23 protein-coding genes are annotated in these 23,252 nt (G+C 67.7%); 7 read left to right on the top strand and 16 right to left on the bottom strand.

The genetic code is table 11. The features are described 5' to 3' along the window. Positions 1 to 10: 10 nt before the first annotated feature. From eccD to ABDC78_RS00340, 14 genes are all read right to left on the bottom strand, one after another. Positions 11 to 1,537, bottom strand: a complete 1,527-nt coding sequence (gene eccD, locus ABDC78_RS00405) for a type VII secretion integral membrane protein EccD (protein WP_178357587.1) — start codon at positions 1,535 to 1,537, stop codon at positions 11 to 13. Continuing rightward, positions 1,534 to 2,910: a MinD/ParA family protein gene (locus ABDC78_RS00400; protein WP_178357588.1), complete on the bottom strand. Its 1,377-nt coding sequence runs from the start codon at positions 2,908 to 2,910 to the stop codon at positions 1,534 to 1,536. Before ABDC78_RS00400 ends, eccD begins: the two co-directional genes overlap by 4 nt. 95 nt (positions 2,911 to 3,005) lie before the next feature. Further along, a complete protein-coding gene (locus tag ABDC78_RS00395; protein ID WP_178357589.1) occupies positions 3,006 to 3,293 on the bottom strand; it encodes a WXG100 family type VII secretion target in 288 nt (95 codons plus the stop codon). Positions 3,294 to 3,323: 30 nt separating this feature from the next. Then, entirely contained in the window at positions 3,324 to 3,629 is a 306-nt protein-coding gene (locus tag ABDC78_RS00390) for a WXG100 family type VII secretion target (RefSeq protein ID WP_178357590.1), read from the bottom strand. Positions 3,630 to 3,714: 85 nt separating this feature from the next. Next, on the bottom strand, positions 3,715 to 5,028 hold the full coding sequence (locus ABDC78_RS00385) for a PPE family protein (RefSeq protein ID WP_178357591.1): 1,314 nt from the start codon (positions 5,026 to 5,028) through the stop codon (positions 3,715 to 3,717). A gap of 30 nt (positions 5,029 to 5,058) precedes the next feature. Further along, entirely contained in the window at positions 5,059 to 5,355 is a 297-nt protein-coding gene (locus tag ABDC78_RS00380) for a PE domain-containing protein (RefSeq protein WP_178357592.1), read from the bottom strand. A gap of 146 nt (positions 5,356 to 5,501) precedes the next feature. Next, positions 5,502 to 7,283: a type VII secretion protein EccCb gene (eccCb, locus tag ABDC78_RS00375; RefSeq protein WP_178357593.1), complete on the bottom strand. Its 1,782-nt coding sequence runs from the start codon at positions 7,281 to 7,283 to the stop codon at positions 5,502 to 5,504. Then, positions 7,280 to 9,508, bottom strand: a complete 2,229-nt coding sequence (eccCa, locus tag ABDC78_RS00370) for a type VII secretion protein EccCa (protein WP_178357594.1) — start codon at positions 9,506 to 9,508, stop codon at positions 7,280 to 7,282. Before eccCa ends, eccCb begins: the two co-directional genes overlap by 4 nt. Further along, positions 9,505 to 10,980 carry a type VII secretion protein EccB gene (gene eccB, locus ABDC78_RS00365; protein WP_178357595.1) on the bottom strand — a complete coding sequence of 492 codons (1,476 nt, stop codon included), beginning with the start codon at positions 10,978 to 10,980 and terminating at the stop codon, positions 9,505 to 9,507. The genes eccCa and eccB overlap by 4 nt, the downstream gene beginning before the upstream one ends. Positions 10,981 to 10,983: 3 nt before the next feature. Continuing rightward, a complete protein-coding gene (gene eccA, locus ABDC78_RS00360; RefSeq protein ID WP_178357596.1) occupies positions 10,984 to 12,705 on the bottom strand; it encodes a type VII secretion AAA-ATPase EccA in 1,722 nt (573 codons plus the stop codon). Next, positions 12,702 to 13,232 carry a hypothetical protein gene (locus tag ABDC78_RS00355; protein WP_178357597.1) on the bottom strand — a complete coding sequence of 177 codons (531 nt, stop codon included), beginning with the start codon at positions 13,230 to 13,232 and terminating at the stop codon, positions 12,702 to 12,704. Before ABDC78_RS00355 ends, eccA begins: the two co-directional genes overlap by 4 nt. A gap of 15 nt (positions 13,233 to 13,247) precedes the next feature. Beyond that, positions 13,248 to 14,117 carry an ESX secretion-associated protein EspG gene (locus ABDC78_RS00350; RefSeq protein ID WP_178357598.1) on the bottom strand — a complete coding sequence of 290 codons (870 nt, stop codon included), beginning with the start codon at positions 14,115 to 14,117 and terminating at the stop codon, positions 13,248 to 13,250. Then, a complete protein-coding gene (locus ABDC78_RS00345; RefSeq protein WP_178357599.1) occupies positions 14,114 to 14,455 on the bottom strand; it encodes an ESX-1 secretion-associated protein in 342 nt (113 codons plus the stop codon). The genes ABDC78_RS00350 and ABDC78_RS00345 overlap by 4 nt, the downstream gene beginning before the upstream one ends. A gap of 20 nt (positions 14,456 to 14,475) precedes the next feature. Continuing rightward, a complete protein-coding gene (locus tag ABDC78_RS00340; RefSeq protein ID WP_178357600.1) occupies positions 14,476 to 15,672 on the bottom strand; it encodes an EspA/EspE family type VII secretion system effector in 1,197 nt (398 codons plus the stop codon). A gap of 383 nt (positions 15,673 to 16,055) precedes the next feature. Between ABDC78_RS00340 and ABDC78_RS00335 the strand changes: the two genes are divergently transcribed. Then, positions 16,056 to 17,321 (top strand): MinD/ParA family protein, encoded by a 1,266-nt coding sequence (locus ABDC78_RS00335; RefSeq protein ID WP_178357601.1) that lies wholly within the window; start codon positions 16,056 to 16,058, stop codon positions 17,319 to 17,321. A 3-nt stretch (positions 17,322 to 17,324) separates the two neighbouring features. Here the strand turns inward: ABDC78_RS00335 and ABDC78_RS00330 are convergent, their stop codons facing one another. After that, positions 17,325 to 18,062 carry a transcriptional regulator gene (locus ABDC78_RS00330; RefSeq protein WP_178357602.1) on the bottom strand — a complete coding sequence of 246 codons (738 nt, stop codon included), beginning with the start codon at positions 18,060 to 18,062 and terminating at the stop codon, positions 17,325 to 17,327. A gap of 369 nt (positions 18,063 to 18,431) precedes the next feature. On the opposite strand from ABDC78_RS00330, the gene ABDC78_RS00325 reads away from it, so the two are divergent. Both ABDC78_RS00325 and ABDC78_RS00320 read left to right on the top strand, forming a co-directional pair. Further along, positions 18,432 to 18,725 carry a WhiB family transcriptional regulator gene (locus ABDC78_RS00325; protein ID WP_178357603.1) on the top strand — a complete coding sequence of 98 codons (294 nt, stop codon included), beginning with the start codon at positions 18,432 to 18,434 and terminating at the stop codon, positions 18,723 to 18,725. A gap of 243 nt (positions 18,726 to 18,968) precedes the next feature. Continuing rightward, positions 18,969 to 19,214 carry a hypothetical protein gene (locus tag ABDC78_RS00320; protein ID WP_178357604.1) on the top strand — a complete coding sequence of 82 codons (246 nt, stop codon included), beginning with the start codon at positions 18,969 to 18,971 and terminating at the stop codon, positions 19,212 to 19,214. Between the two features lie 69 nt (positions 19,215 to 19,283). On the opposite strand, the gene ABDC78_RS00315 is transcribed toward ABDC78_RS00320, so the two are convergent. Continuing rightward, complete coding sequence (locus ABDC78_RS00315; protein ID WP_178357605.1) at positions 19,284 to 20,006, bottom strand: TetR/AcrR family transcriptional regulator; 723 nt, start codon at positions 20,004 to 20,006, stop codon at positions 19,284 to 19,286. A gap of 93 nt (positions 20,007 to 20,099) precedes the next feature. On the opposite strand from ABDC78_RS00315, the gene ABDC78_RS00310 reads away from it, so the two are divergent. The 4 genes from ABDC78_RS00310 to ABDC78_RS00295 all read left to right on the top strand — a co-directional run bounded on the left by ABDC78_RS00310 (position 20,100) and on the right by ABDC78_RS00295 (position 23,245). Continuing rightward, a complete protein-coding gene (locus ABDC78_RS00310) occupies positions 20,100 to 20,408 on the top strand; it encodes a hypothetical protein (protein WP_178357606.1) in 309 nt (102 codons plus the stop codon). Positions 20,409 to 20,481: 73 nt separating this feature from the next. After that, the gene (locus ABDC78_RS00305; protein WP_178357607.1) at positions 20,482 to 21,660 is read left to right on the top strand and encodes an acyl-CoA dehydrogenase family protein; all 1,179 of its coding nucleotides are present in this window, start codon (positions 20,482 to 20,484) and stop codon (positions 21,658 to 21,660) included. A 14-nt stretch (positions 21,661 to 21,674) separates the two neighbouring features. Further along, positions 21,675 to 22,748 (top strand): acyl-CoA dehydrogenase family protein, encoded by a 1,074-nt coding sequence (locus ABDC78_RS00300; RefSeq protein WP_178357608.1) that lies wholly within the window; start codon positions 21,675 to 21,677, stop codon positions 22,746 to 22,748. Beyond that, positions 22,745 to 23,245: a MaoC family dehydratase N-terminal domain-containing protein gene (locus ABDC78_RS00295; RefSeq protein ID WP_178357609.1), complete on the top strand. Its 501-nt coding sequence runs from the start codon at positions 22,745 to 22,747 to the stop codon at positions 23,243 to 23,245. Before ABDC78_RS00300 ends, ABDC78_RS00295 begins: the two co-directional genes overlap by 4 nt. Positions 23,246 to 23,252: the final 7 nt, after the last annotated feature.

Here is a 23,252-nt window from a genome sequence, read left to right as displayed (position 1 = left end):
CGCTGTTCTCCTAGAACCGAAGGTTCCGCAGTAGGTCGTACACCCCGGCGATCCACAGCAGCATCGGGATCACCGCGGCGATCGCGGCGCCGTCCAGTAATTCCAGAATTCGTTTCGTGACCGGTGACAACCGTCGGACGCCGTCGGTGGCACCGACCAGGATCACCGCGACCAACGCCAACACGGTGTAGACCGCGAGCACCAACCAGGCCCGCTCCGGATACCAGAGGCACATCCGGACCATCACGCCGGTCGGTATCGCGACCGCGGCAGCCATCAACGCCCAGGCGCACCACCGCTCCGCATAGAGCCGGGAGCGGAATCCGCACATGACCATCACCAAGCCGGCGACGATCAGGCTGTGTTTGAAGAAGTGCCCTTGAACGACAACGGCTATCGACCCGGCGGACAGGATCAGCGCACCGGCGGTGAGGAAGCCGATCAGCAACCGCTTGGCCAATCGGCTCCGCTCGGTGAGGCGCGCCGCAGAGTCTGGGACGGAAGCGATGATCGCCTGCCAGGTCTCGGATTCCTCGGACGTGTCGGTCGTCGTGACGGGATCCAACAGTTCGTCGTTGGACACCGTCTCCCCCGGTGCCGGGATCGGTGGCAGCGCGATCCGGGCGACGGCGACCGTGAGCTTCGCCGCGTTGGTCACGATGATCAGCCCGAACGCGATGGCGCCAGCAGGCACCCAGTTGTTCCACCCGTATCCGTACGCAACCGCGGCGATGGTCACCGCCGTCGCGATCACCGCGAGGAAGGCCGCGACCTCCGCCCGGCCCTTCGGCCCGCCGCGGGTCGCCAACACCATCAGCAGCAGCAGCGACCCGGCGCCCGCGATCTGCGGCGCCCCAAGCGTTTCCACGCCGCGCGGTAACGGAACGGCCAGCGCGACCCCGGTCCCGAGTGTCACCAGCGACGACACCAGCAGGCTCTCGGCCATGTCGAGGTTGTCGTAGCGGGTCTGCGCCAACGTGCTGGCGCCCATCAGACCCACGCCCAGCACGCCGAGTGCCACAGCCCACCACCAGTCGCGGCCGGTTGACGCCCACGACAGGATGGCGACCGTGCTGATGACCACCGCCGCGGCGGGCAGGACCATCCCGACGAAGCGGTACAGCGCGCTGCGGTCGAACTCCGGTGTTTCGTCGAGCACCGCGATCGCGTCGATGACGTCCTCGACCAACGGTCGGTAACGCTCGGTGCGACTCACCGGCACCACTGTCAGCAGTGAGCCGTCTACCACGCCCGCGGCGTCCAGCGAGTCGGTGAGCTTGATCGGCGGCGCTCCCGGACGGGCGAACGACCACACGCCCTGCGCATTGAAGTCGAAGCCCGCCAACACCTCCGGCGGGGTGTCCTCGAGGATGCCGGCCAGCACTGACACCGTTTCGTCCGCGTAGGTCTCGATCGGCGCCGCCGACGGCAACACCAGGTCGGTCATGCGCCGACCTGTCAGGATCGTGACCCGCGTGGTCGACGGCTTGCCGGGCGAAACGCTCGACGACGACGGGGGCGCGGCCGTCGCGGTCAACGGCGTTCGAGCCTGTCGAAGTCGTCGGAGAGCGCCGCGGCGAGTTCGACGACCTTACGCTCGAACTCCTTGCCCAGCAGATCCAACTGGATCTCGGTGCCCGACGCGATGTGCTTGTCCCACGGGAGCACGATCACTCGACCCTGTGGCACATGCCTCTCGAACTGCTGCACCAGATCCTCGACGTCGATGTTGGGCTTGCCCGGCACGACATGGTTGATCACCACACAGGAACGGCCCAGCAGATCCTGATACCCGTTCTGCCGCAACCAGTCCATCGTGATCGCAGCCTGCCGGGCCCCGTCGATCGAGGCGCTGGCCACGATGACCAGCCCGGACACCGTCGACAGGACCCCTCGGGCAGCGGGCTGGAAGAGCCCGGCCCCGCAGTCTGCGAGCACCAGGTTGTAGTAGCGCGAGACGATATCCGTCGCGCCCTTCCAGTCGTCGTCGTTGAATTCGCGCCGCGCGGCGCTGTACTCCTCGGACGACAGCACCTCGAGGTTGGCGCCGTTCATGCTCGTGTAGGCGCGAATGTCGTTATAGCGGTGCAATTCCTTGTCGGTCAACAGATCGGCGACGGTCGCAGCCGACTGCCTTCCGGCACGATCGGCGAGGTTGCCACCGTCAGGATCGGCGTCGATGGCGAGGATCCGGTCACCGCGGATTCTGCTCAACGCCGAACCCAGTGCCACCGTCACCGCGGTCTTGCCCACTCCGCCCTTCAGACCGAACACGCCGATCTGGTAGGAGTCTCGGGCGTTGCGCCGGATGCGCGCGTGCAGATCCATCTCGTACATCTCATCAGGTGAGAGCCCGAGGTTGATCCGGGTCAGCATGTAGATCCAGTGCCGCCAGCCTCGCTGGGACGGCATCTTCACCGCGCTACGAACGCCGACGTGCGACAACGCGTCGATGGCGCGGTGGTTGCCCATCGATGCCGCCGACGTCGGCGCGGGCTGAGCCGCCGCCCGCCGACCACCGTCGCTGTCGGCGAAGTGGTGCGACGGCGCAGGGGCCGACGCGGGGCGGGGAAGTGGGGCGGGCGCCGTCTGCTGCTGCTCGTGACGCGCCCCCGAGTGAGCGGTGTTCTGGGGTGTCCGCATCATCCCGTTGTTCGGAAGATGTTGGGGTGCTGCGTGAGTCGCCGGGATCTGACTGGTGACCTCGGTCTGCCGAGGCGGCGGCGCAGCGGCAGTCTGGGTGCGCGGCGCCGCGGTTGGCATCGCGGGTGGCGTCACGTCGTTGCGGGACGCGCCGCCGTGAGTTGTTGCGCTGTCCCGGACGGCAGGCGGGGTGTCGCGGTCGGAGTCCTCGTCGACCGTCCGCACGGCATCCGGCGAGTGGAAGAGCCGGTCATAGTCGGCCGACATGTGTACCTCTCAAGGGTTTGCAGGGAGTGCGCGCGGCGCACGCGGTGGACGATCCTTCGTTCATGCCGGTCGTCCACCGACGTGCACCACCGCGCTTATGTAAAGGTTCCGATGACTGCGTTCTCGGTGCCACCCATCGTGGTACCCGCGTTGCTGACTGCCTGCGCGAGCTGCGTCAGCGCAAGGTTGAGCTCCGTCGAGTTGGCGTCCCAGCGCTGCTGCACCGCCTGGTACGACATCGAACCGTCGCCGACCCACGCACCCTGCAGCCGCGCGAGCGAGCCTTGGCCTTCGTCGAGAAGCCCGTTGGTACGGCCCACCGCGGCGTGGATTTCGCCCGCGCCGGCCTCGATGGCCCCGAACTCGTAGTTGATCTGTCCCACGTCTGTTCTCCGTTTCCTTGTGAGTTCGAGCTAGATGTTCATCTGCGACGCGAGGTCGTCTGCGTTGTTCGCGTCGGTGTTGAGGTATGAGGTACCGCTGGTGTGGATGTTCTGCGAAATGTCGGTGAGCAGCCGGATCTGCTGGCTGGACGCCTCGTGGAATCGGAGCAGCGCCGCCTGCGCCGCCTGTCCCGCACCTTCGCTGTGCAGGCTCACCTGGAGAGCCGAGGCAGTCGACTCGACCTGGGCGAGGACGGACTGAAGTTCGCCGGAGATCCGGTCGAAGTTCGCCGCCTCCGCCATTAACTGCGGAGTATCCGCATTCACCAATGTCATTGCTGACCTTCTCTCTCGTTACCTGTGTTCCCGCCGAATTGGCGGACCCTCCCGACCCAGGCGGTCGGCAAGTCTTTCGGGACGATCACCAGTCGTCCTCTTCGTCCTCGTTGAGGTCGTGTTCCAGTGGTGCCGGGGCGTTGAGTCCGTTCTTGTTCCCGCCGCTCCTTCCCCGCTGACCGAGCATCCCCATCGGGCCGCCCATCCCGCCCCCGCCGGCACCGACAGGTGCCAGCCCGCCCGCGGCGACACCCGGCCCGGCGCCGGCGCCGACTGCCACCGGGCTCATCGCGAGCTCTTTGCCCACGAGGTTGGACATCAACGGTGTGCGTGCGGCAGTGCCGCCTGCCCCCGGCAGCGAAGCCGCTCGGACCAGGCCCGATCCGGCCGCGGCTCCGGTGCCCCCGATCGCGGGGTGGTTGGAGAACGGGGTCGCGCCCAACATCCCGACCTGCGCACCGTTGTTGCCGCCCAGGCCACCCATCTGGCCGAACATCGACGAGACCTGCTGCAGCGGTTGGGAGAGCGCCTGGAACGGCTGCGTCACTCCCTGCATCATCTGCTGCGGTGCCTGGGCGAGCGTGGAGCCCAGCTGGGACGCCATCTGCATGCCCATCTGCATGCCCTGCTGAGGGGCCTGCTGCATCATCTGGCCCGGGTCCGTCTGAGACCGTCCCTGGTTGGCGGCCTGCTGTGCCATCTGTTCGGCCCGGCCCGCCTTCTGGTTGACCTCCTCGAACTTGCCCTGGCCGCTGACCTTGAGGAAGGTCGCGTTTCGCACCGCGGCCCCGGCCATCATCGGTGCCGCGCCCGCCATCCCCACGGCCATCGCACTCTCCGCGGCGCCGGGTATGACTATCGGCTTGGGCGGGGTGATCGGCTCGAACGTCGCGTTCAACGAGGTCTCGGCCTGATAGGCGCTCATCACCGCCGCCGCCTGGTCCCACATGCGTACGTAATCGGCCTCGTTCACCGCAATCGGGACGGTGTTCACACCGAGGAAGTTGGTCGCGTTGAGCGTCGCGTTGGTGACATGGTTCAGCTCGATCTCCGGCAGCGGCGGGGTGGTCGTCAGCGCGGCCGAATAAGCGGTCGCCTGTGCGGATGCCTGCAGCGCCCGCTTCTGCGCCTGCAACGCCAGCATCCGCAGCCAGAGCACCATCGGCATCGATGCGGTGATGGCACGCTCGCTGCCCTGGCCCTGCCACATCTGAGCCAGCGACGACAGGCTGGCGGCCAACTCGTCGGCCTGCGTCTCCAGCGAGATGGCGAAGGCCTCCCAGCCCGCAGCCGCCTGCATCATCGGCGCGGGACCGGCGCCGGCCATCAGGCGCGACGTGTTGATCTCAGGGGGGAACGCCCCCCAGATCGGTGGAAGGGGAATCGAGATGCCAGCCATGACTCAAGCGACTCGTTTCAGCTGCCCGGTTCAGGCCAGCGTCGCGCCGTTTTCGCCGTCAACAGCTTGGTAGACACCGGCGATCTCGATGACGGTGGCGCCGGCGCGGGCCAGCTCCTCCTGCGCCATCGCGTTGATCCCCATGGTCTGCACACCCTCCGAGGCAAACATGATGGCCGCCGTGGCCGACACTTCGTCCGCGCCCGCCGGAGCAAGCGCGGAGACCGCCGTTGTAGCCGCGGTACCGGTGGCGAGACCCCGCGCACCATTGGCGACGACCTGACCTCCGACGCCGGCGGCGCCCGCGTTGTGGCTCAGTGGTTGCATTTGCTGACTCCTCACTCGTCCTCAACACATTTGTGCGTTGAGCCCTGGTCAAACGGCAGCAATTCCCTGTGAGAGAGCTAGAAGATCCCCCGACCCGATTGCTTTCACAGTCCGTCCGCATTTGCTGGACGTTCTGAAAACCAATACTAACCGCCGTTGGAGGGTGCTTCGAACACTAATTCTTCCGGCGGATCCACATAGGCCGCTTGAATCACTTCTTTCCCATCCGGGGTCACAAAGAATGCCTGCCCAGGCGGCCTTTTCTTGACAAGAATCTCCCTCGATGGGAAATCTTGTTTCTCGCCGGAGAGGAACATCGTGGGCGTCCCCGCGCCGTAGGCGGCACCGACGAACTTGTCCATGGTGGCGCGATGCGCCTGGCTCATCTGACACGTGACGACGATGTGTAGACCGATGTCGGCAGCGGCGGGCAGCAGCGGCGACAGAGGCGCCATGGGCGACATCATTCCTCCGGCCGCCACGATCATGTGCCAGTCATCGACCAGCAGTACGATGTCGGGTCCGGTCCACCAGGAACGTGACCGAAGCTGCGACGGTGTCAGGTCTGCCGGCGGTAGCCGTTTGGTCAGGTTCGTGGCCAGCGCCTTGATCGCCGCCTCCAGCGCCGTGTGGTTGCGGTTGATCGCTCCGGCGGCCAGCAGGTGCGTCTCCGGCACCGCCTCCAACAGCCCAGACCGATAGTCGGCGACCATGAACCGCACCTGTTCCGGGCTGTTGCGCGCACAGATCGCGCGCGCCACCGCGTGCGCGATGGTGGTCTTGCCGGACTTGGGCGCACCAAAGATCAGGTGATGCGGACTGGTGTACATGTGACTGTGCGCCACGGTGAGATCCGCCTCGCGCACGCCGACCGGGATGGTCCAACGGGTGCGGTAGTCGGCCTCCGGACCCGGAGGGTCCTGATCGAGTTGGTGCAGATGGATCCGTTCTGGCAGGACCCGCACCCGTGGAGCCTCATCGGTGTGGCGTGCCGCGATCTCCTGAACCGCGGCCGACATCGCGGGCACCAGACCCTCGACGCTGTGGACGCCGTCGAGTCGGGGCACCCCGATCATCAAGTGATGCTTCTCGGTCGACACGGCGCGTCCAGGCCGGTTCATCGGAATCTCGCGGGTGATCCGGTCCACCTGGGTCTCGTTCACGTCGCCGAGGCGGAACTCCACCTTGGTGCCCAAGTAATCGCGCACTCGCGCTTTGAGTTCCGTCCAGCGCGGGGTGGAGATCACCACGTGCACGCCGTAGGCCAGTCCCTGTCCGGCGAGATCCTGGACCACGGCCTCGAGATCGGGGAACTCCGCGGCGAAGGCCGGCCAGCCGTCGATGACCAGGAACACGTCACCGAACGGGTCCGCCGAGGCCGGCTTGCCTGGATCCTCGCGCATCTGCCGGTAGTCGGCCATCGAGCCGACCCGATACTGCTTGAACGTCTGCTCCCGCTGCCGCAGAACGGCTTTGACCTCAGCGACCACCCGGTTGACGCGGTCGGGTTCGGCTCGTGTGGCGACACCACCGACGTGCGGCAGATCCTCGATGTACATCAGACCGCCGCCACCCATGTCGACGCAGTAGAACTGCAACTGCCGCGGGGTGTGCGACGCCGCAGCAGACAGGATCAGCGTCTGCAGGAACGTCGACTTGCCCGTCTGCGGGGCGCCACCGACGGCGATGTTGCCGGCCGCTGTTGCGACGTCGATGCCCCACACCTCCTGCCGGTGACGCCGCGGTTCGTCCATGACGCCCAACCCGATCCGCAGCGGGCGACGGTCGTAGTCGCGGGCGACCAGTTCGTTGACCGGCGTGGGGTCGGCCAACGGCGGCAGCCACATTCGGTAGGCATGGTTCTCGCCGGTGGTGAGCTGATTGAGCACCACTTCGCGCAGCACTTTCTGTTCCGGCTCGATCGTCACTGTGCCACCGTCGCGTCGAGGATCGGGGCCGCGGTGAAACGGTGGATGCGGATCCCGCTGTCGGTGGCGCGCGGTGCGACGTCGGCGTCGCCTGCGGCCACCACCGCCGGTTGGTACGGATTCCCGGTGTAGACACTCTGGAACTTCACCGGGTCCTCCATCCCGACGCGCAGGAAGCCGACGCCACTTTCCTTGTTGGTGATGTACTGCGCCTCGGGCGTGCCGATGACGGCTTTGGATTCCGCGGAACTGGTGGTGCGTAACGCGATCCGATAGGTCAGGTTGGGTTCCAGCTTGTCGATGCGGGTGCCGCCGGTGTTGAGGGATTGCGTGGCGAGCAGCAGGTGCACCCGCAGCGACCGGCCCACCCGGCAGATGCGGTCGAACAACTGGATGAAGTCGGGATGGTTCTGCAGCAACTCGGCGAACTCGTCGACGACCACGAACAGTGTGGGCAGGGGCGGAAGATCGGCGCCGCGTTCGCGGTGCTTCTCGTACTCGGCGACTCCCGACAGTGCGCCGGCCGCGCCGACCTGCAGACCGGCCTGTCGCAGGATCGACTGGCGACGGTCGAGCTCACCGGTGAGCACCTCGCCCATGCGGCTGACCAACTCGGCCTCCTCCTCCATGTTGGTCACCACGGCCGCGGTATGTGGCAGCTTCTCCATCCCGAGGAACGTCGAGCCACCCTTGAAGTCGGTGAGCAGCAGATTGATCTGGTCGGGGTGGTGGGTGGCGGCGAGCGAAAGTATCAGCGTGCGAAGGAACTCCGACTTCCCCGACCCGGTGGTGCCGATCAGCATGCCGTGCGGCCCGGCGCCGAACTCAGCTCCCTCCTTGATGTCGAGATGCATGACGTCGCCGGTCTTGAGCTCATGGCCGAACGGAATCCTCAGCCGATCGTGATCGGTGTCGGTGAACATCCGCCAGCGTGCCGGTGTCACCTCCTCGACGGTCTGCGCTCCGACGATCTCGTGCCACTCGGTGGCCACCTTCTTCTGCACCCGGGTGCTCTTGTCGATGATCGTCCCGGTGATCGACCAGCCCGCCAGCTTGCGGGCCAGCCGACCCGCCTGCCCCGGTGTCATGCTGTCCACCTGACTGGCCACCAGTCGGAACGTCTGATTCGGCAACCGGTCGTCGGCTGTGCCGTCCGCGTCCACCCGGATCCGGTACGCCGAGCCGCGGTGGTTACCCAACGTGATGACGGTGACGCCGGATCGGCCGTCCATCGGGAATCCCGCTCTGCCGCCGGTCAAGTCGATGACCACCACATAGGGACCGCTGGGTGCCGCGTCCGCGGTGTGCGGGCCGCGCGCGGTGAGGTCGCTCAGCCCGTCGGGGCGGGTGAAGACCATCCGCGTGGTGCCTGCCGCGTCGGTGTCCGACTGGTGCTGCAGGTGCGGCAGCCATTTCAGCCACGACCAGTCCGCGTCCTCGGGGTCGTCGGTCAGCACCCGGATCTGCAGCAGGTCAGGCGGATGGAACACCGCGAGGTGGCAGATCATCGAGGTCAGTAGCCCCGCCGCGCCATCGGGATCACCCCCGACGGCGATGGTGGGAAATGTCCTCAGTTGCACCAACTTCGGACAGTCGTGAATCAGTCCGTGGGTGCGCAGGAACTTCGTCACCCACATGTGACTGACCGGTTCCAGGTGCGCTTGCGGGGCGCCGGCGGGCCCCGCGAGTTCACCACCGACGGCAGGTTTCAACAGCCTGTCGACCGCAGGTTCAGACCCGATGCCGATTCGCGTCGCCGCATAGAAGTCGGCGTTGCTCGCACGCGACCATTGCCGGTGGGTGCCGACGATGGACGACAGATCATCCGGGTGCGGTGCGTGGTAGTTGAAGAACGTCACCTGCGCGGCAGCCGAGGAGGTCACCCGGGTACGCAGACCGGCGAGGTAGCGCAGGTACTCCTTGCGGTCGGCATTGATCTCGGGCACCTTCTTGCCGCCGCTGCCGCCGCTGGCCACCAGGCCGACGGCGGCCATCACCATCATCAGCGGCATCATCAGCATGTACGGCGAAAGCTGGCGCACACCACTGAAGATCATGATCGCGATCATGCCGAGCATGCATCCGCCCAGAACCCACGGCAGTGCCTTCTGCATGCCAGACGGCGGGATGTCGACACCGAGATCGTCGGGCGGAGTCACGTTGATCTCACCGGGGGTCAGGCGAGGTCCCCGCTTGATGATCGGGGTGAACTTGCGGGTCGTCATCCGCCACCTCCGTTGTCGACTCCCGCGGGGAGCGCCTCGTCGGCGTTGACCCGGCGGGGGTTGGGGTTCGCGGGCAGGGTGTCGTGCTCTATCAACGCCGCCTCTTTCGACAGCACCGGACCGTCGATGAGCAGACTGACCACCTGCCACGGCGCTGTTCTCGGCGCCGTCAACCCCAGCTTCGAGGCGGTGTCGGCATCGGGCAGTCCGTACCGCACGCCCTGCGGATCGACGTAGTACAGGCTCTCACCGTAACGCGGGTCCGGTGACTGCAGTTGGATGAACTGGCCGCCGCTGATGTGGACGGTCGCGTCACCGCCGATCTGGCGGATGCCGGTGTTCAGTGCCGACGGTGGGAGCGGCAGACGGCGTCCGGCGATGACGGTGGTTTTCGGGCTCTGGTCGCCGGGTTCGCGCTGCCACGCCCAGCACAGTGTCGGAACATCCTGACGCATCAGAACATCCATCGGACTGTCGGGCAGCGGCGAGTTGTACACCTGCTCGACGATCCGTGCCACCGCGCTCGGCTCCATCGACGGCGGCGAGATCAAGCCGTAGGAGTTCGTGGCACGCAGCGCCGCGGCGGTGGTGCCGTTGACCTTCGCGACACCGCCGGGCAGCACCAGATAGTGCTGCTCGTCGGACTCGGTCATCGTCTTGAACACCGAACCGATCACCAGTTCCGGCGGCAGGCCGACTGAGTTCGGCGCCCCGGTGGCGGGGATGTCGGGCAGTCGCCACGGACCCGCATCGGGCAGCGCGTTGAACAGTCCCTCCGAGATCGGCGTGGCCCGCGCGGTGACGGGGATGCCGACGGCGGAGGTCACGGCACGGTCCGAGAGGTCGATGGCGTGCCGCCCGGCGTCGGTGACCAGCCAGTCCTGGCCGTCGTAGTTGATCAGCATTCCCTGCTCGGGGCGCATCTCCCCGACCGACGAGTCCAGCGCCAACGGCATCACCAGCACCGCCGTATCAACCGTCGGGGCAACACTTTCCGGCTTGACAACCGTGTCACAGAGCGACCACTGCGACTCAGGCGCCGACGACACCGGGGTCGCGTACGGTGCGCCCGGGATCCCCAGCGGTTGTCCCTTCGGCATGCTGTCGAGTTCCTCGGACTTCACCTCCACCGGGGTGTTGTTGGTGCCGAGGATCAACCGTGCCGACGTCAGGTTGTACACGGGCCGCAGCTGACCGCTGTCCGGGAGCACCACGAACAGCTGATTGGTGTTGCGGTCCACCAGAAGGCTGTCGCCGCCGCGCTTGCCGAGAGGCTTGAAGTACGCGAGCAATGCCGCGCCGAGGCATATCAGCACCGCGATGACGATGCCTGCCGTCACTGCGCGGCTGTAGAACTGCAATGGATCGTCGAACATCCGGGTATCACGTCGCACGATCGCATGCTCGACCCGGCGCAGCAGGAAGCGCCAGCCGCTGACCTGCACCTTGGTGGTGAGCCGGAATCCCGCCATCGTCTATCCGCTCAGATTCAGTCGGCCGTGCACCGACACGATCGCTGCTGCCATGTCCTCACCGTTGATCTCGCTGAGTTGTTCTACGGCAAGGGATTCGATATCCAGCGACCGCGCCAGACGCATATCCCGCGTCTGCTCTCCAGCCTCGACGAGCTGGCGGGCGTAGCGGCCGTTGCCCGCGACATCGAGGGCGGGCTTGCCGCTTGTGGTGCTCTGAACCAGCAGCGTCGCCGCTTCCAGCACCTGCTTGGCTGCCTCGTCGGAGAGGCTCGAGTCGTTGGCCGCTGCGATCACCCGGCCGATCTCGACGATCTCCTCCGGAGAGTACGAGTCGAACTCGATCCGGGTGGAGAACCGCGAGCGCAGACCGTCATTGGTTTCCAGCAGCCGGTCGATGTCGTTGCCGTAGCCCGCGATGATCACCACCAACCGGTCACGGTCGTTCTCCATCCGGGCGAGCAGGGTGTCGAGAGCCTCGCTGCCGAACGGATCGGCGCGGCCGTCACGCTCCTGCACCAGTGTGTAAGCCTCGTCGATGAACAGCACTCCGCCCATCGCCCGGTCGATCGTCCGTGCCGTCTTGACTGCGGACTGGCCCTCGTACTCGGCGACGAAGTCCTTGCGGGATGTCTCGACGAGTTTGGGCTCGTCGATCACGCCCAGGCCGGCCAGGATGTTGGCGACGACCCGGGCGATCGTCGTCTTGCCCGTCCCGGGCGGGCCGGTGAAGATCATGTGTTTGGAGGCCTGCGCCACCTTCATGCCGCGGGCAGCCCGCACCTTCGCCATCTGCGTGGCCGCGCGGTAACGCTCGATCTGTTCCTTGACCCGAGTCAGGCCGATCTGACGGTCCAGTTCCGATTGCGCCTCGGCCAGAAGCGCTTCGCGACCGGAGTTGTCCGCCACGACGCTGGACGGGTCCCATGGGTCGCGCCGGGCGGCGATCTTCTCCGCAGTGGTGGTCTCCAGTCGACACGCCGGATCCTTCAGCGCGGCAGTCACTTTCGGCGAGGGATGGGTGGCCTGCAGCCACTCCAGCAGCGCGATAGCAGCATCCTCGTTGCCTTGTCCCCGCCGGGTCATCGCCAGGAACCAGGCGATCGAGGGGGCACACGCTTCGCCGGCTGGCGACGAATTCGACTCTGTCAGGCGGCGTTCCGCCTCGGTGAACAACCCGAGGTTGGCTGCCGCCACCCCGTGTGCCACCCCTGCCGCGGCGGCGAGGAACTTGTCGGGCCAGGCACCGGCGCCGCGGACTTCGTCGATCACATCGGTCCACCGTTGTGCCGCGCCGTAGATGACGGCCCTGACCCAGGACACCAGGTGTTCCGCACCCGCCGCGGGTGCGTCGTCGAGCGCCTCCATCGCGTCGGCATAGTTGCCTTCGGCGGCCTCGGTCACCGCGAACCCCATGGTGATGGCCAGCGGGGAGATCACGGGATAGGTGATGTCGCCGTACTGGCCGCCGATCGGCACCCGCGCTGCCAGGCTGTTCATCGAGATCTCGGCGGCACCGGCGAGTTGGCCGAAGTTGTTCCGCGAGTACCACGCCCGGAACATGGTCACCCGGTCCATGTCACCACAGCGGATGCGTCCCACCCAGGCGTCACAGGCGGTTTCGTCGACCTCGGTGATCTCGGTGAACATCTCCAACGACCGCGCCGGTGAGGTGGGCAGCATGCCGACCGCGGTGCCGAAGACGCTTGCCAGATGTTCAGTCATTCCTCACCTGCGTAGCGGGTTGCGAACAGCTCGTCACGCGCCGCGCGAGCCTGTTCGGGGGTGGGCAGATCCAGATCACGGCTGAGAAAGTCGCGGGTGGCCGCGTTGTCGTGGCCGTGACCCCCCATGCCGTCGAGCATGAAGGTGTATTGCGCCGACCTGGCGTCCTGCGTCGCCAGATCGGCGATGACCACGATCTCCTCGGCGAGGACCGTCTCGGCCAGCGTCGTGGCCTTGGTGGACAGGTCGATCTGGTGCACTCGGCCGTCCATGTACGTCGTCACCGTCACCGTCCCGGGCGGATTGGTGACGGTGAACATCGGCATGACACCGTCGGCCGTGTCTCCAGAGTGCTTGTCTGCGAATGCTTCCAGCGGCTCCGATTCGTCGGCGGCGGCCTCGGCTGTGTAGTCGCCCAGGATCTCCCCCAGGTCGGTTTCGTCTGCCGCCTCGTCGGCCACGCTGAAGTCCAGCGCCGCCAGATCGTCGCGGTCCCCCTCATCGGGGGTACCGGGTGGGTAGTCCACCGTGTATCGCCTTTCTCAGTCCGGGGCCGCAGCGTCGGCCTCGACACGGTCGCTCACGTCTTCGTGGTCGGACCAGGCACCGGACGGGAGGAACTCCATCAGACCGTTCAATGCCCGTTGCAGGTTCTCCTGAGTGCCCGGCAGGAAGCTGCCGTACAGCTCACCGTTGACCCGCCGCGGGACCGACACGATTCTGCCGTGCGCCGAATCGAGGACACCGGCCCCCACCCCTGCTTGGGAGTAGGTCCCTCCGGAATGTCGCTCGTTGGCGGTGATCTCCACCCAGCTGTCCGGTTTGCCCGTTGCGTCCGCGTAGATCCGGGCCGAGGAGGGCGGCAGGCCGTATCGCGCGAGTTGGTCCGCCGAGCGTGCCTCGGCCAATCTGGCGGCGATACCGGTCAGCGGCTCGACGTCCGCCGGTGTGGCATCGCCGACGACCACGTTCACCATGCCCGCCAGACCGATCTGCGGAGCAACCCGTTGCAGCACCAGCATGTCTTCATCGCGTGCGGCGACGACATGACGTTCCCCCTTGCGACACACCACAAAGCGCACCATTTTGCCACCGGCCTCGCGGCGCCACCAGCGGCAGTCGAGAGTTCGGTCGGGCCGGCTCAGCGCGTCGACCATCGCGGCTACCTCGGGGTGGGGGTCACCGAATGCGGTGAGGATTCCCTGAGCAGTGAGGTCGCGGGTGACCTGATCCCACACGAGCTTGCGCTGGTCCTCGTAGGGGATGTTGGGCCGGATCCCCAGGGACAGCGGAAAGTCCACGAGGTGGAGAAGATCGGCGATGACCAGCATCCCGTCGATGGTGACCTCGGCGCCCACCACGTCGTCGTAGTGGGTGGGCTCGCTGTCCCCGAAGTACGCGCCGGCCGTCATCGCGGGTCCAGGGAGGTCGGAGCGTCCTCGACCTGCCGGTCGAGGCGCACACCCGAGTGGTGATCGGCCGCCTCGTAGCGGTCGGCGGCGCCGGTGAGGTTGTCACTCAGCGCGCTGGACTCGGCCACCATGCCCGCTCCGGCGGCGCGGCGCGCCTGCTCGACCGCGGCGACGGCGCCCGCTGTGGCCGATGCGATCACCCCGTGGGAGGTGCGGATTCCGCTGTCGGTTCCGGACACCGCAGCAACCGCAGCGATGATCTGGCCGGCTGCCTGGCAGTGTCTGTCGGCCAGCGCCCGCAGATGAGCGGTGCTGACCTGCAATGCTTCCCGTGACATGGGGCGTCTCTCCTGTTCCGCTACCGCGGTGGTCTCGTCGCGGCAGGCGGTGCGGCCGGTGGGGGCGGTTCCGAACCAGCCGACAGCGATCCGCGGGGCTCCTCGACGATCTCGGGCGGAACCGCATCCCCGCCGGCGTCAGCATCGGCCACAGCCGGTTCGTCGGTTTCCTCGTCGTCGTCCTCGGTGCCACCGCGCTCGAGATCCGGGTCTATGCCTCCGGGCATTTCTGTCTCCGCTGCGTCGGCGGGGGCCGAGGCCAGGCCGGACAGCCCTTGGGCCGCCGCGCCTGCTGCCCCGGTCAGCGCGGCAGCCAGCGGCGCGACAATCGAGCCGATCACCCCACCGACAGCACCGAACGCCGAGGTCATCCCCGCCATCACCTCGCCTGGATCGACGGGTGGTGCGTCCGTCTCCGAGAACGCCTCGGTGGTCGGTGCGCCAACTGCGCCCACCGACGTCGGCATCGGCGACCCGCCGACCGCAGGCGGGGCCGATGAGCTCTGATCGTTCGAGTCGGACCCCGACCCCTCGCCCGGCGGGGGCGCGGACGCCTCGCCGTCGCCATCGGGTGCGGGAGCCTCCTCCGCGCTCAGCCGTGAGTACTCGCCGACCAGCTCATGCAATTGGGCGGCGTTCTCGCCGACCTCGTTCGACAGTTGATACAACTCCCCGCTGCAGTTGCCCAGAGCGGTCTTCACCGCGGCCAGTTCCGTTGCGGCCCTCATCGCCCCTCCGACGCCCGGAACGTGGCCGATAGACGAGGTCGTGTGCCCGAGGTCGGCCAGGTAGTCGGACTGCTCTTGCAGCTTGTCGCGGTGGTGGCGGATCTGATCCGCCTCCCGGGCGATCACGGTCTGCACTCTGTGGTCCAGCACCGCCATCAGCGCGGTGTGTTCGGACTGGCGACGGTTGGCACCTGCATACGCCTGGGCGCCCACGCCCTGCCAGTCATCACCGGGATAAGCCGAACCCACGGTGTCGCCGACAGCGACGAAGCGGGCCGCTCCATGCCCGAAGGGCTCGCCCCGTTCCGGCTCGCCCCGGCCGGTGGTGCCCACCATCCCGGCGATCAGCAGTCGTCCCGAGTCGAGGATGGGGGAACCGGCGGACGCCGCGCCAGACGACCGCTGCAGAGCCGACCGGGGTTCCTCGGGACCACCCGGCTGCTCGGCCGAAACTTTGCCGAGCACTTCAAATCTGTCGAATGCAGCCATGCCAGTCCACCCCTTCCCTGAGGGAGAGTACCAGCGGTCGCACCCCCCTCGGTGCACAAATTCTGCCACCGTCCAAGCAGCCGCCCCCGCCGCTCACACAACTCTCAGCAACTCGATCAACCGTCTCTAGGTGTGCCTCCTCGAGTCCGGCTAATCCATGTGCGCTCGGAAGGGCGTCGACTCACCGGCCGCCGGCACCCTCGGGTCGCCTGACGCCAGAAGTCCCGGGATGGCTCGAACACCCTGTTATCTGACTGCCGCGAACCCTTCGCAGCACCTCGCAGGTAGTTTGCTGGGGTTCTCGAACCGTTAGCCTGGCAGATGCTCGGCCACCAGCGCCGGGCGCGAGTATGGCGACAGATCGCCTCCGGAGGAGACATCACGTGACCGACCGCGATGACGCGTTGCGGAAAGATCCGGGCTGGACAGGCCCCGAGGAACCCCACTTCGAGCCGTCACCCGAACAGGGTCAGCCCGCCGCTCCGCCGACGCCTCCCGACCCCGAACGCGCCGGCGGGATGTTCCGTCCGCCGCCGAACCGACCCGCGCCTGCCCGTCCCGACAGCTGGGGCCAGGCGCCACCCCCGGGGTGGCCCCAGCGCACGCGCCCGGCCGGACCCCCCACCGCACCCCAGCACCACGGCGGCGGCGCACCGTGGCACGGCCAGCAGCCCCGGGGGCCCGAGGCACCCGCGCACCCCGGCTCCTACGCCGACCGGATCCGGGCCGACGAACTCGTTCCCACCCGCAAGGCCGTGCCCGGCCGCGGTTGGCGATCAGCGCTCTACAAGGCCACCTTCGGGCTGATCAATCTCGGACCCTCACCCGAGGAGCGTCGCCTCGCCGAACTCGAGGCCAGGATTCGCGGTCCGCTGCGCGGTCACTTCAAGATCGGCGTGATGGGCAAGGGCGGTGCCGGTAAGACGACGGTGTCGGCCTGCATCGGATCTGTCCTGGCCGAGCTCCGGCAGGACGATCGGGTGGTGGCCGTCGACGCCGACACCGCGTTCGGCAAGCTCGGGAGTCGGGTGGACCCGAAAGCGCAGGGTTCCTTCTGGGAGCTGGCCGGGGACAAGCACCTCGAGACCTTCGCCGACGTTCGCAACCGGGTCGGCAACAACGCCGCCGGACTGTTCGTGTTGGCCGGTGAAGCGACGCCGGCCCGCCGCCGGGTCCTCGATGCGGCGATCTATCGCGAGGCCACCGCGCGCCTCGATCGCCATTTCACCATCTCGATCATCGACTGCAGCTCGACGATGGACACCCCCGTCACCCAGGAGGTGCTGCGCGACCTCGATGCGCTGGTTGTGGTGTCCACGCCGTGGGTGGATGGCGCGGCCGCGGCGGGACAGACCTTGGACTGGCTCGCCAATCGCGGTTTGACGGGCCTGTTGCAGCGCACCATCGTGGTACTCAACGACTCCGACGGACACGCCGACAAACGTACGAGGGCGATTCTCGCCCAACAGTTCTCGGGCCAGGGCCAGCTCGTCGTCGAGGTGCCCTTCGACGGGCACCTGCGCCCCGGCGGCGTCATCGACGGAACACGCGAGATGTCCCCACCCGCTCGTCGGAAATTCCTCGAGATCTGCGCTGCCCTGGCCTCGCACTTCCCCAACCGCGACGACCGCTCACGCGAACGGCGCTGACCGCTAGGCGATCTGCGCGACCAGCTCCTCGATGGCCGCGGCCTCCGCTCCGGTGACCTGCTCCTCGGCTTCGGCCTGTTGGATCGCACTCTCGGAAACCCCGGCGGCCTGCGCGGTTTCGAGCACGGTCAGGTTGGCACCACGGCGCGCGGCGTACAGGCGTTGTCCGAGCGTGGCCTGTGGCGCCGAGGCGGCGCGCACCATCAGTTCGTCGTAGAGGCTGCGGACCGTGCTCAACGCCTTGATCAGCGGCGGCGTGACCCGGCCCATCCGCGCAGCCCCCGCCGCGACGGCTTCGAGCTGACGCAGATTCGACAGGATCCCCGTCACCCGAGGGATGAAAGCGGGGTCGTCCACGGGCGGCAGCGACCCGACCGTCGTGCTGAGCGTATTGACCGCGGTGACCACTGCCTGCACGATCAGTGACACCTCGTCGGCTCCGGTCGTGGCGCGTGCGGCGGCCGGTTCGACGGGCCTCAGCGGCTCGCCCCTGCGCAGCCTCGTGATGGCGCCCGGCGGCCACTGCAGGACCTCTTCGAGCTTTGCTCTGGTGCGCTCCCTCGGCCAACTCCGGCCCTTCTCGAAGGAGATCAGCGCGCCGGCGTTGATGATTCCGTCGGCGGCCAGGCGACGCTGGCTGATGTCGAGTTCCCGCCGCCGTGCCGCGGCGGCAGCCCCCGCCCTGGCCATCCCGGGGTCCACGACGTCGGTCGATTCGTCGATCGACTCCGCGTTGGTCATCTACCGGGAATTCCTCGTGCTGTGTGGGCGGATCGACGCGAACATCGTATCCAGTCACCGCGCTACTGCTACGACTTGGTTCGGCGAACCGCAATGGTTCCGTGTCAAAGCTACACCTTCGAGGTGGTTCGGGCGGCAGCAACGCTCCGGAATTTTCAGCCATTCTCACCGCTGCTTCCATCCGAACGGGGATCACAGAAATACCTGTTCAAGCGCAATTCATCGGAACTACCCGTGGACCGCGGCCGCAGATTCCCAGGGTCGCCGACTACGGTTCCGTTGCACAAACTGTTGCATCGCTACGGTTTGTTCGATACGTTTCCGAACATCGCGGCGACCAGGCCGCCGGCGCACAGAGGAGCGATACCGATGAACGCAGACCCGAGAGACGAGATGCCGGTGGGCGCGTGCACCAGGGATCCGGAGCGGTGGACCACCACGGCCGATCAGGAGGCCAAGGCGATCTGCCGCGCCTGCCCCCGGCGCTGGCTGTGTGCGCGCGAGGCCTGCGAGTTGCCGCGTGCGGAAGGTTTGTGGGCGGGCATCTACGTTCCCGAGGCCGGCCGCGGTCGGACGTTTGCTCTACGCCAACTCAAGTCGCTGGCCGAGCGCAACGGCCAGACGGTCGGCGAACGCCGCGTCTACTACGCGGAGATCGCCTGATGCTCCGGACGTCCGCCGCCGCGACGAGGGGTCGGCGGCGGACCCGGAATAGTCCGGGGCGGCACGCAGTTCTATGTCTCGACGGTGCCGGACATGCCCCGGGCCCCAATCACATCAGTCGCTTCGAGCGACCACTCGCCGAGAGGCGCCATGACGGCACCGTCCCCCAAATTTCCTAGAGGTTGGCATCCGCTTACGCGGCTGACCAGCGACGATACGTTTACGCACGGCTAGGGTGCATGTATGGCCAGGACGATCCGCATTCCCGACGTTGGCGACGACGTCTACGCGGGGCTCCAGCGGCGCGCTGCCGAGCAAGGGGTCACGGTTCCCGAGCTGCTCCGTGAGGCGGCTGTTCGCCTGGCCGCCCGCCCGCCGATGAAGCAGTGGCTCGCGCGTACCGGCCGGCGGCCGTCTGACGTTTCCACGCCCGAGGTGTTTGCCACCTTGGACGAATGGCGCGGAGAGTGGCCGAACGCCCGACGTTGATGCTCGTGTAAGTACGCTCCGGATCACCTGTCGCATCGAGGTCGTCGGCGCCGCGGACTGACCGAGCGCTCACCCTCCCTGAGTCGACGAAGCGCTGCGCGGGGAGGCCGCCAGGCCGCGCAGGATCAGTTGCATCGTGTCCTCGAACGACGAGCCCAGCATCCGCGAACGCAGGTGCGGGGCCGCCGCGTCGGCGTGCGGCGCATCGATGTCGGGCAGCCGCTTTTCGAACGTGCGCCAGGCGGTGTCGTCGCTGCTCTGCACGTCCTGCGGCAGCGAGACGAATGCACTTTCGAGCATCGCCTGCCCCAGCAGGAAATCGGACAGCGACCGGAACCAGTGTGCGGCGGTCTCCGTGTCGAAGCCGCCTTCGCAGATCAGGCCGACGGTGAGGTCGACCGCTCGAACCTCGTTGGGCAGACCGGTGGTGCGGGTCGCCACCGCGAACCCCGTCTGCGGGAACTCGTGGACGTACACCCGGTACAGCGCCCTGGCCAGATTCGCCAACGAATCGATCCAGTCGTCACCGCGCGACCAACTGTCCAGCGCGATCCCGATCATCCGATCGCCGACAGCACGCAGCACATCGTCGACGCCGGCGAAGTACCGGTAGAGCGCCGACGGGTCGGCGCCGACGGCGGCGGCCAGCGTGCGGGCACTCAGGACTGCCGCACCCCGGTTCTCGATCAGGTTGACCGCCGCGTCGATGTACACCTCTCGCGACAGTTCGGTTCCCGCTCGCGTCCGCCGCCGCCGACGACCTGACGCCGGCTGCCTGTTGGGCTCCGTCACACGCGTTACTCCTTATGTCAACACTGTTGACCCTAACGCTGTTGTGCTCAAGGGTGGAGTGCTGCAGTGACGAGGACCAGAAAGAGGGCTTGCATGGAGGAGGGCGCGGCCACCGTCCGCCACATCCGACGCACCGCAGGTGAGGCCGGGCACGTCAGCTATGAGGTGGACATCCGCACCGCTGACGGCGAGACACGGCACTACGCCTTCAACGGCAACCTGTTCGTCGGACCGGTTCTCATGTTCATGAAGGACGACCACGGCCAGAGCGACACCGCCGTGATCGATCACCCGCGTCAGTTCGGCGAGTTCGCGACGGAGGACTGGGTTCATCGATTCTTCGCCGAATGGCAGGACCGCGACGAGGACACCGAGCACGTCGCGGACTCCTCGGCCGACTGACCCACCACCTCGTCGAACTCTTTCTTTTCGAAACAGTCCAATCGCCTCGCCTCGACGGCTAGGCTCACCGCTCGTGGACGTCGGCCTTGATGCGGCCCAACGGGCTTGGGTCGACGAAGTGCGAGCCTTCCTGCGCGACAACGTCACACCGGCGCTGGAGGCCGAGCTCGCCGAGCACGGTCTGGAGCGCATCGGCGGGGAAGTGACCGCGTTTCGGCGCGCGGTCGGCGACAAGGGCTGGTTCGGCGTCAGCTGGCCCACCGAATTCGGCGGGCTCGGCCTGGATGCCATGCATCAGCATCTGTTGATGCGGGAGTTCGAGTACCGCGGCGTGCCCGGGCCGGACCTGACGGTCACCTCGGTGGCGCCGATGATCATGCGGCACGGCACCGACCAGAACAGGCGCGAGTTCCTGCCACCGATCGCCCGGGGCGAGTTGACCTGTGCGGTCGGCTATTCGGAGCCGGATGCCGGTACCGACCTCGCAAGCCTGCGCACCCGCGCGGTGCGTGACGGCGACGACTGGGTGATCAACGGATCCAAGATCTGGAACAGCGGCGCCCAACGCAGCACCCACGAGTGGCTCTGCGTGCGCACCGACCCCGAGGCCCGGCGCCACCGCGGCATCTCGGTGATCATCGTGCCGCTCGACCAACCGGGTATCGACATCCGTCCGCTGACCGCGTGGTCGGGCTACCGCACCAATGAGGTCTTCTTCCGCGACGTCCGGGTCCCCGTCGGGAACCTCATCGGCGAGGAGAACCGCGGGTGGACCTACATCACCGGCGCGCTCGACCTGGAACGCGGTGCCCTGACCAACGCCGGAGATCTGCGCAGGGCGCTCGACGAGATGCAACGACTGGTTCACCGTCCGCGCCGCGACGGATCGGTCCCGGCGGACAACCCGGCCTTCGTTCGGCGAATCGCCCAGGCCGAAGCGGACGTGGATGTCGCGACGCTCATGGGCCTGGAAGCGGCGTCGCTGCTCGACACCGGCGTCATCCCCACGGTGGAGGTGAGCGTCGAGAAGGTCTTCACCAGCGAACTGCGGCAACGGATCGCCGACCTCGCCATCGATCTGCTCGGACCCGACGGCCTGCTGGCACATCGCACTCCGGGCGCTCCCGCCGACGGGGTCTTCGAGCGCCTGTACCGCGCGGCGCCCCTGATGCGGTTCGGCGGCGGCACCAACGAGGTGCTGCGCGACGTCATCGCGCAGCGGGGCCACGGCATGCCGTCCTACGGGCGCTGATCGAGGAGCTGACCGTGCGACTGCTACCCGACGACGACGAACGCGAGTTCACATCGATGCTGCGGCGGCTGCTGTCGGCCGGAACCGGGCCGCCCGCACTGTGGACGTCGTTGGCCGACGCGGGGGTTCTCGGGCTGACGCTGCCCGAGAAGTACGGCGGCTCCGGCGCCGACCTCACCGCCCTCGGTGCGTTCTGCGTCGAGGCCGGCCGCGCGCTGTGCCCGACGATCGTCCACGGCACCCTGCACGCGGGCCTGGCGGTACACACGTTCGGGACCGCCGAGCAGCACGCCGCGCTGCTGCCCCCGCTGGCCGGCGGAAGATGCCGCGCCACAACGGCTTTGTGGTCACCGGTTGATGCCGGTGATGTCGCGCCCGTACTGCAGGCGGCCCACGAAGGCGACGTCTGGGTGCTGAACGGCCTCGTCGACTTCGTGCTCGACGCCCCGACCGCCGACGTGGTGGTCGTCTCGGCGAAGGACGTCGGCACAGGCCGGACCCTGGCATTTGTGGTGCCCACAGATGCCTCGGGGGTGCACACCGAACCGCTGACTCTGATGGGCGGACAGGGCGCGGCCGCGTTGCGTTTCGACGACGTCACCGTCGGAGACAGCCTGGTGCTCGGCGGCGACGACGGAATCCCCGACGACCGGTTGCGCCGACTCGCGAACACCGCGTCGGCGCTGCTGTCCCTCGATCTGGTCGGAGTGGGTGAGGCCGCCCTGCAGCGCACTGTCGACCACACGGCGATGCGCGAACAGTTCGGCCGGCCCATCGCGTCGTTCCAGGCGGCACAGCATCTGGTCGCCAACATGCACATCGCGCTGTCCGCCACCCGACTGGCGGCGTGGGCGGCGGTGTCCCTGCTCGGTGACGGCCACACCGCCACCCGCCAGACCGCGGTCGCCCGGATGCACGCCGCCGCAGCCGCGAAGCTGGCCACCCTCGATGCGCACCAATTGCACGGTGGCATGGGGTATGTCGTCGACACCGACCTGCACCGGTACTCCGAGCGGGCGCGGGTGCTCTCGACTCTCGGCGGCGGCGCGGACGTCGCCGCCACCTGGCTGCAGGGAGCGGACGCGTGACCGATGACAGCCTGATCGACGCCGAGTCCGCAGCACAGGTGGGCAGCGTCGCGGCGCGCGCCACCGGCGAGGTGGACCGGGTGCAATGGCAGCGCTGGGCCGCGGCGGTCGGCGATCACAATCCGCTCTGGTTCGATGCCGACCATGCGCGCGCCCACGGCTACGACGACGTGGTGTGCCCGCCGCTCTACCTGCAGTACGCGGTGCTCGGCGTGGCGGCGCTCGACGGCCTGCGCCCCGACGGTTCGTCGGGAGCGGTCTCCGGCGGTCTGGCCTTCCCCCGGGCACCACGCCGAATGGCCGGCGGCGAGACCACCACCTTCCGCCTTCCCGCCTATCACCGCGACGAGGTGGAAATGGTCCGCACCATCGAGTCCATCGTCGAAAAGGAAGGCAGGTCAGGTCGATTCGTGTTGGTGACATGGCACACCGAATACCGCAATCAGCACGACGCCCTTCTCGCCGAGGCCACCACGTCGATGATCGCCCGGCCGTGAGGAGGCC

The sequence above is a fragment of the Mycobacterium sp. DL genome, from assembly GCF_039729195.1.
Classification (GTDB): domain Bacteria; phylum Actinomycetota; class Actinomycetes; order Mycobacteriales; family Mycobacteriaceae; genus Mycobacterium; species Mycobacterium hippocampi_A.
Note: the sequence above shows the minus strand (reverse complement) of the source record. Positions and strands in the feature narration are given on the sequence as shown.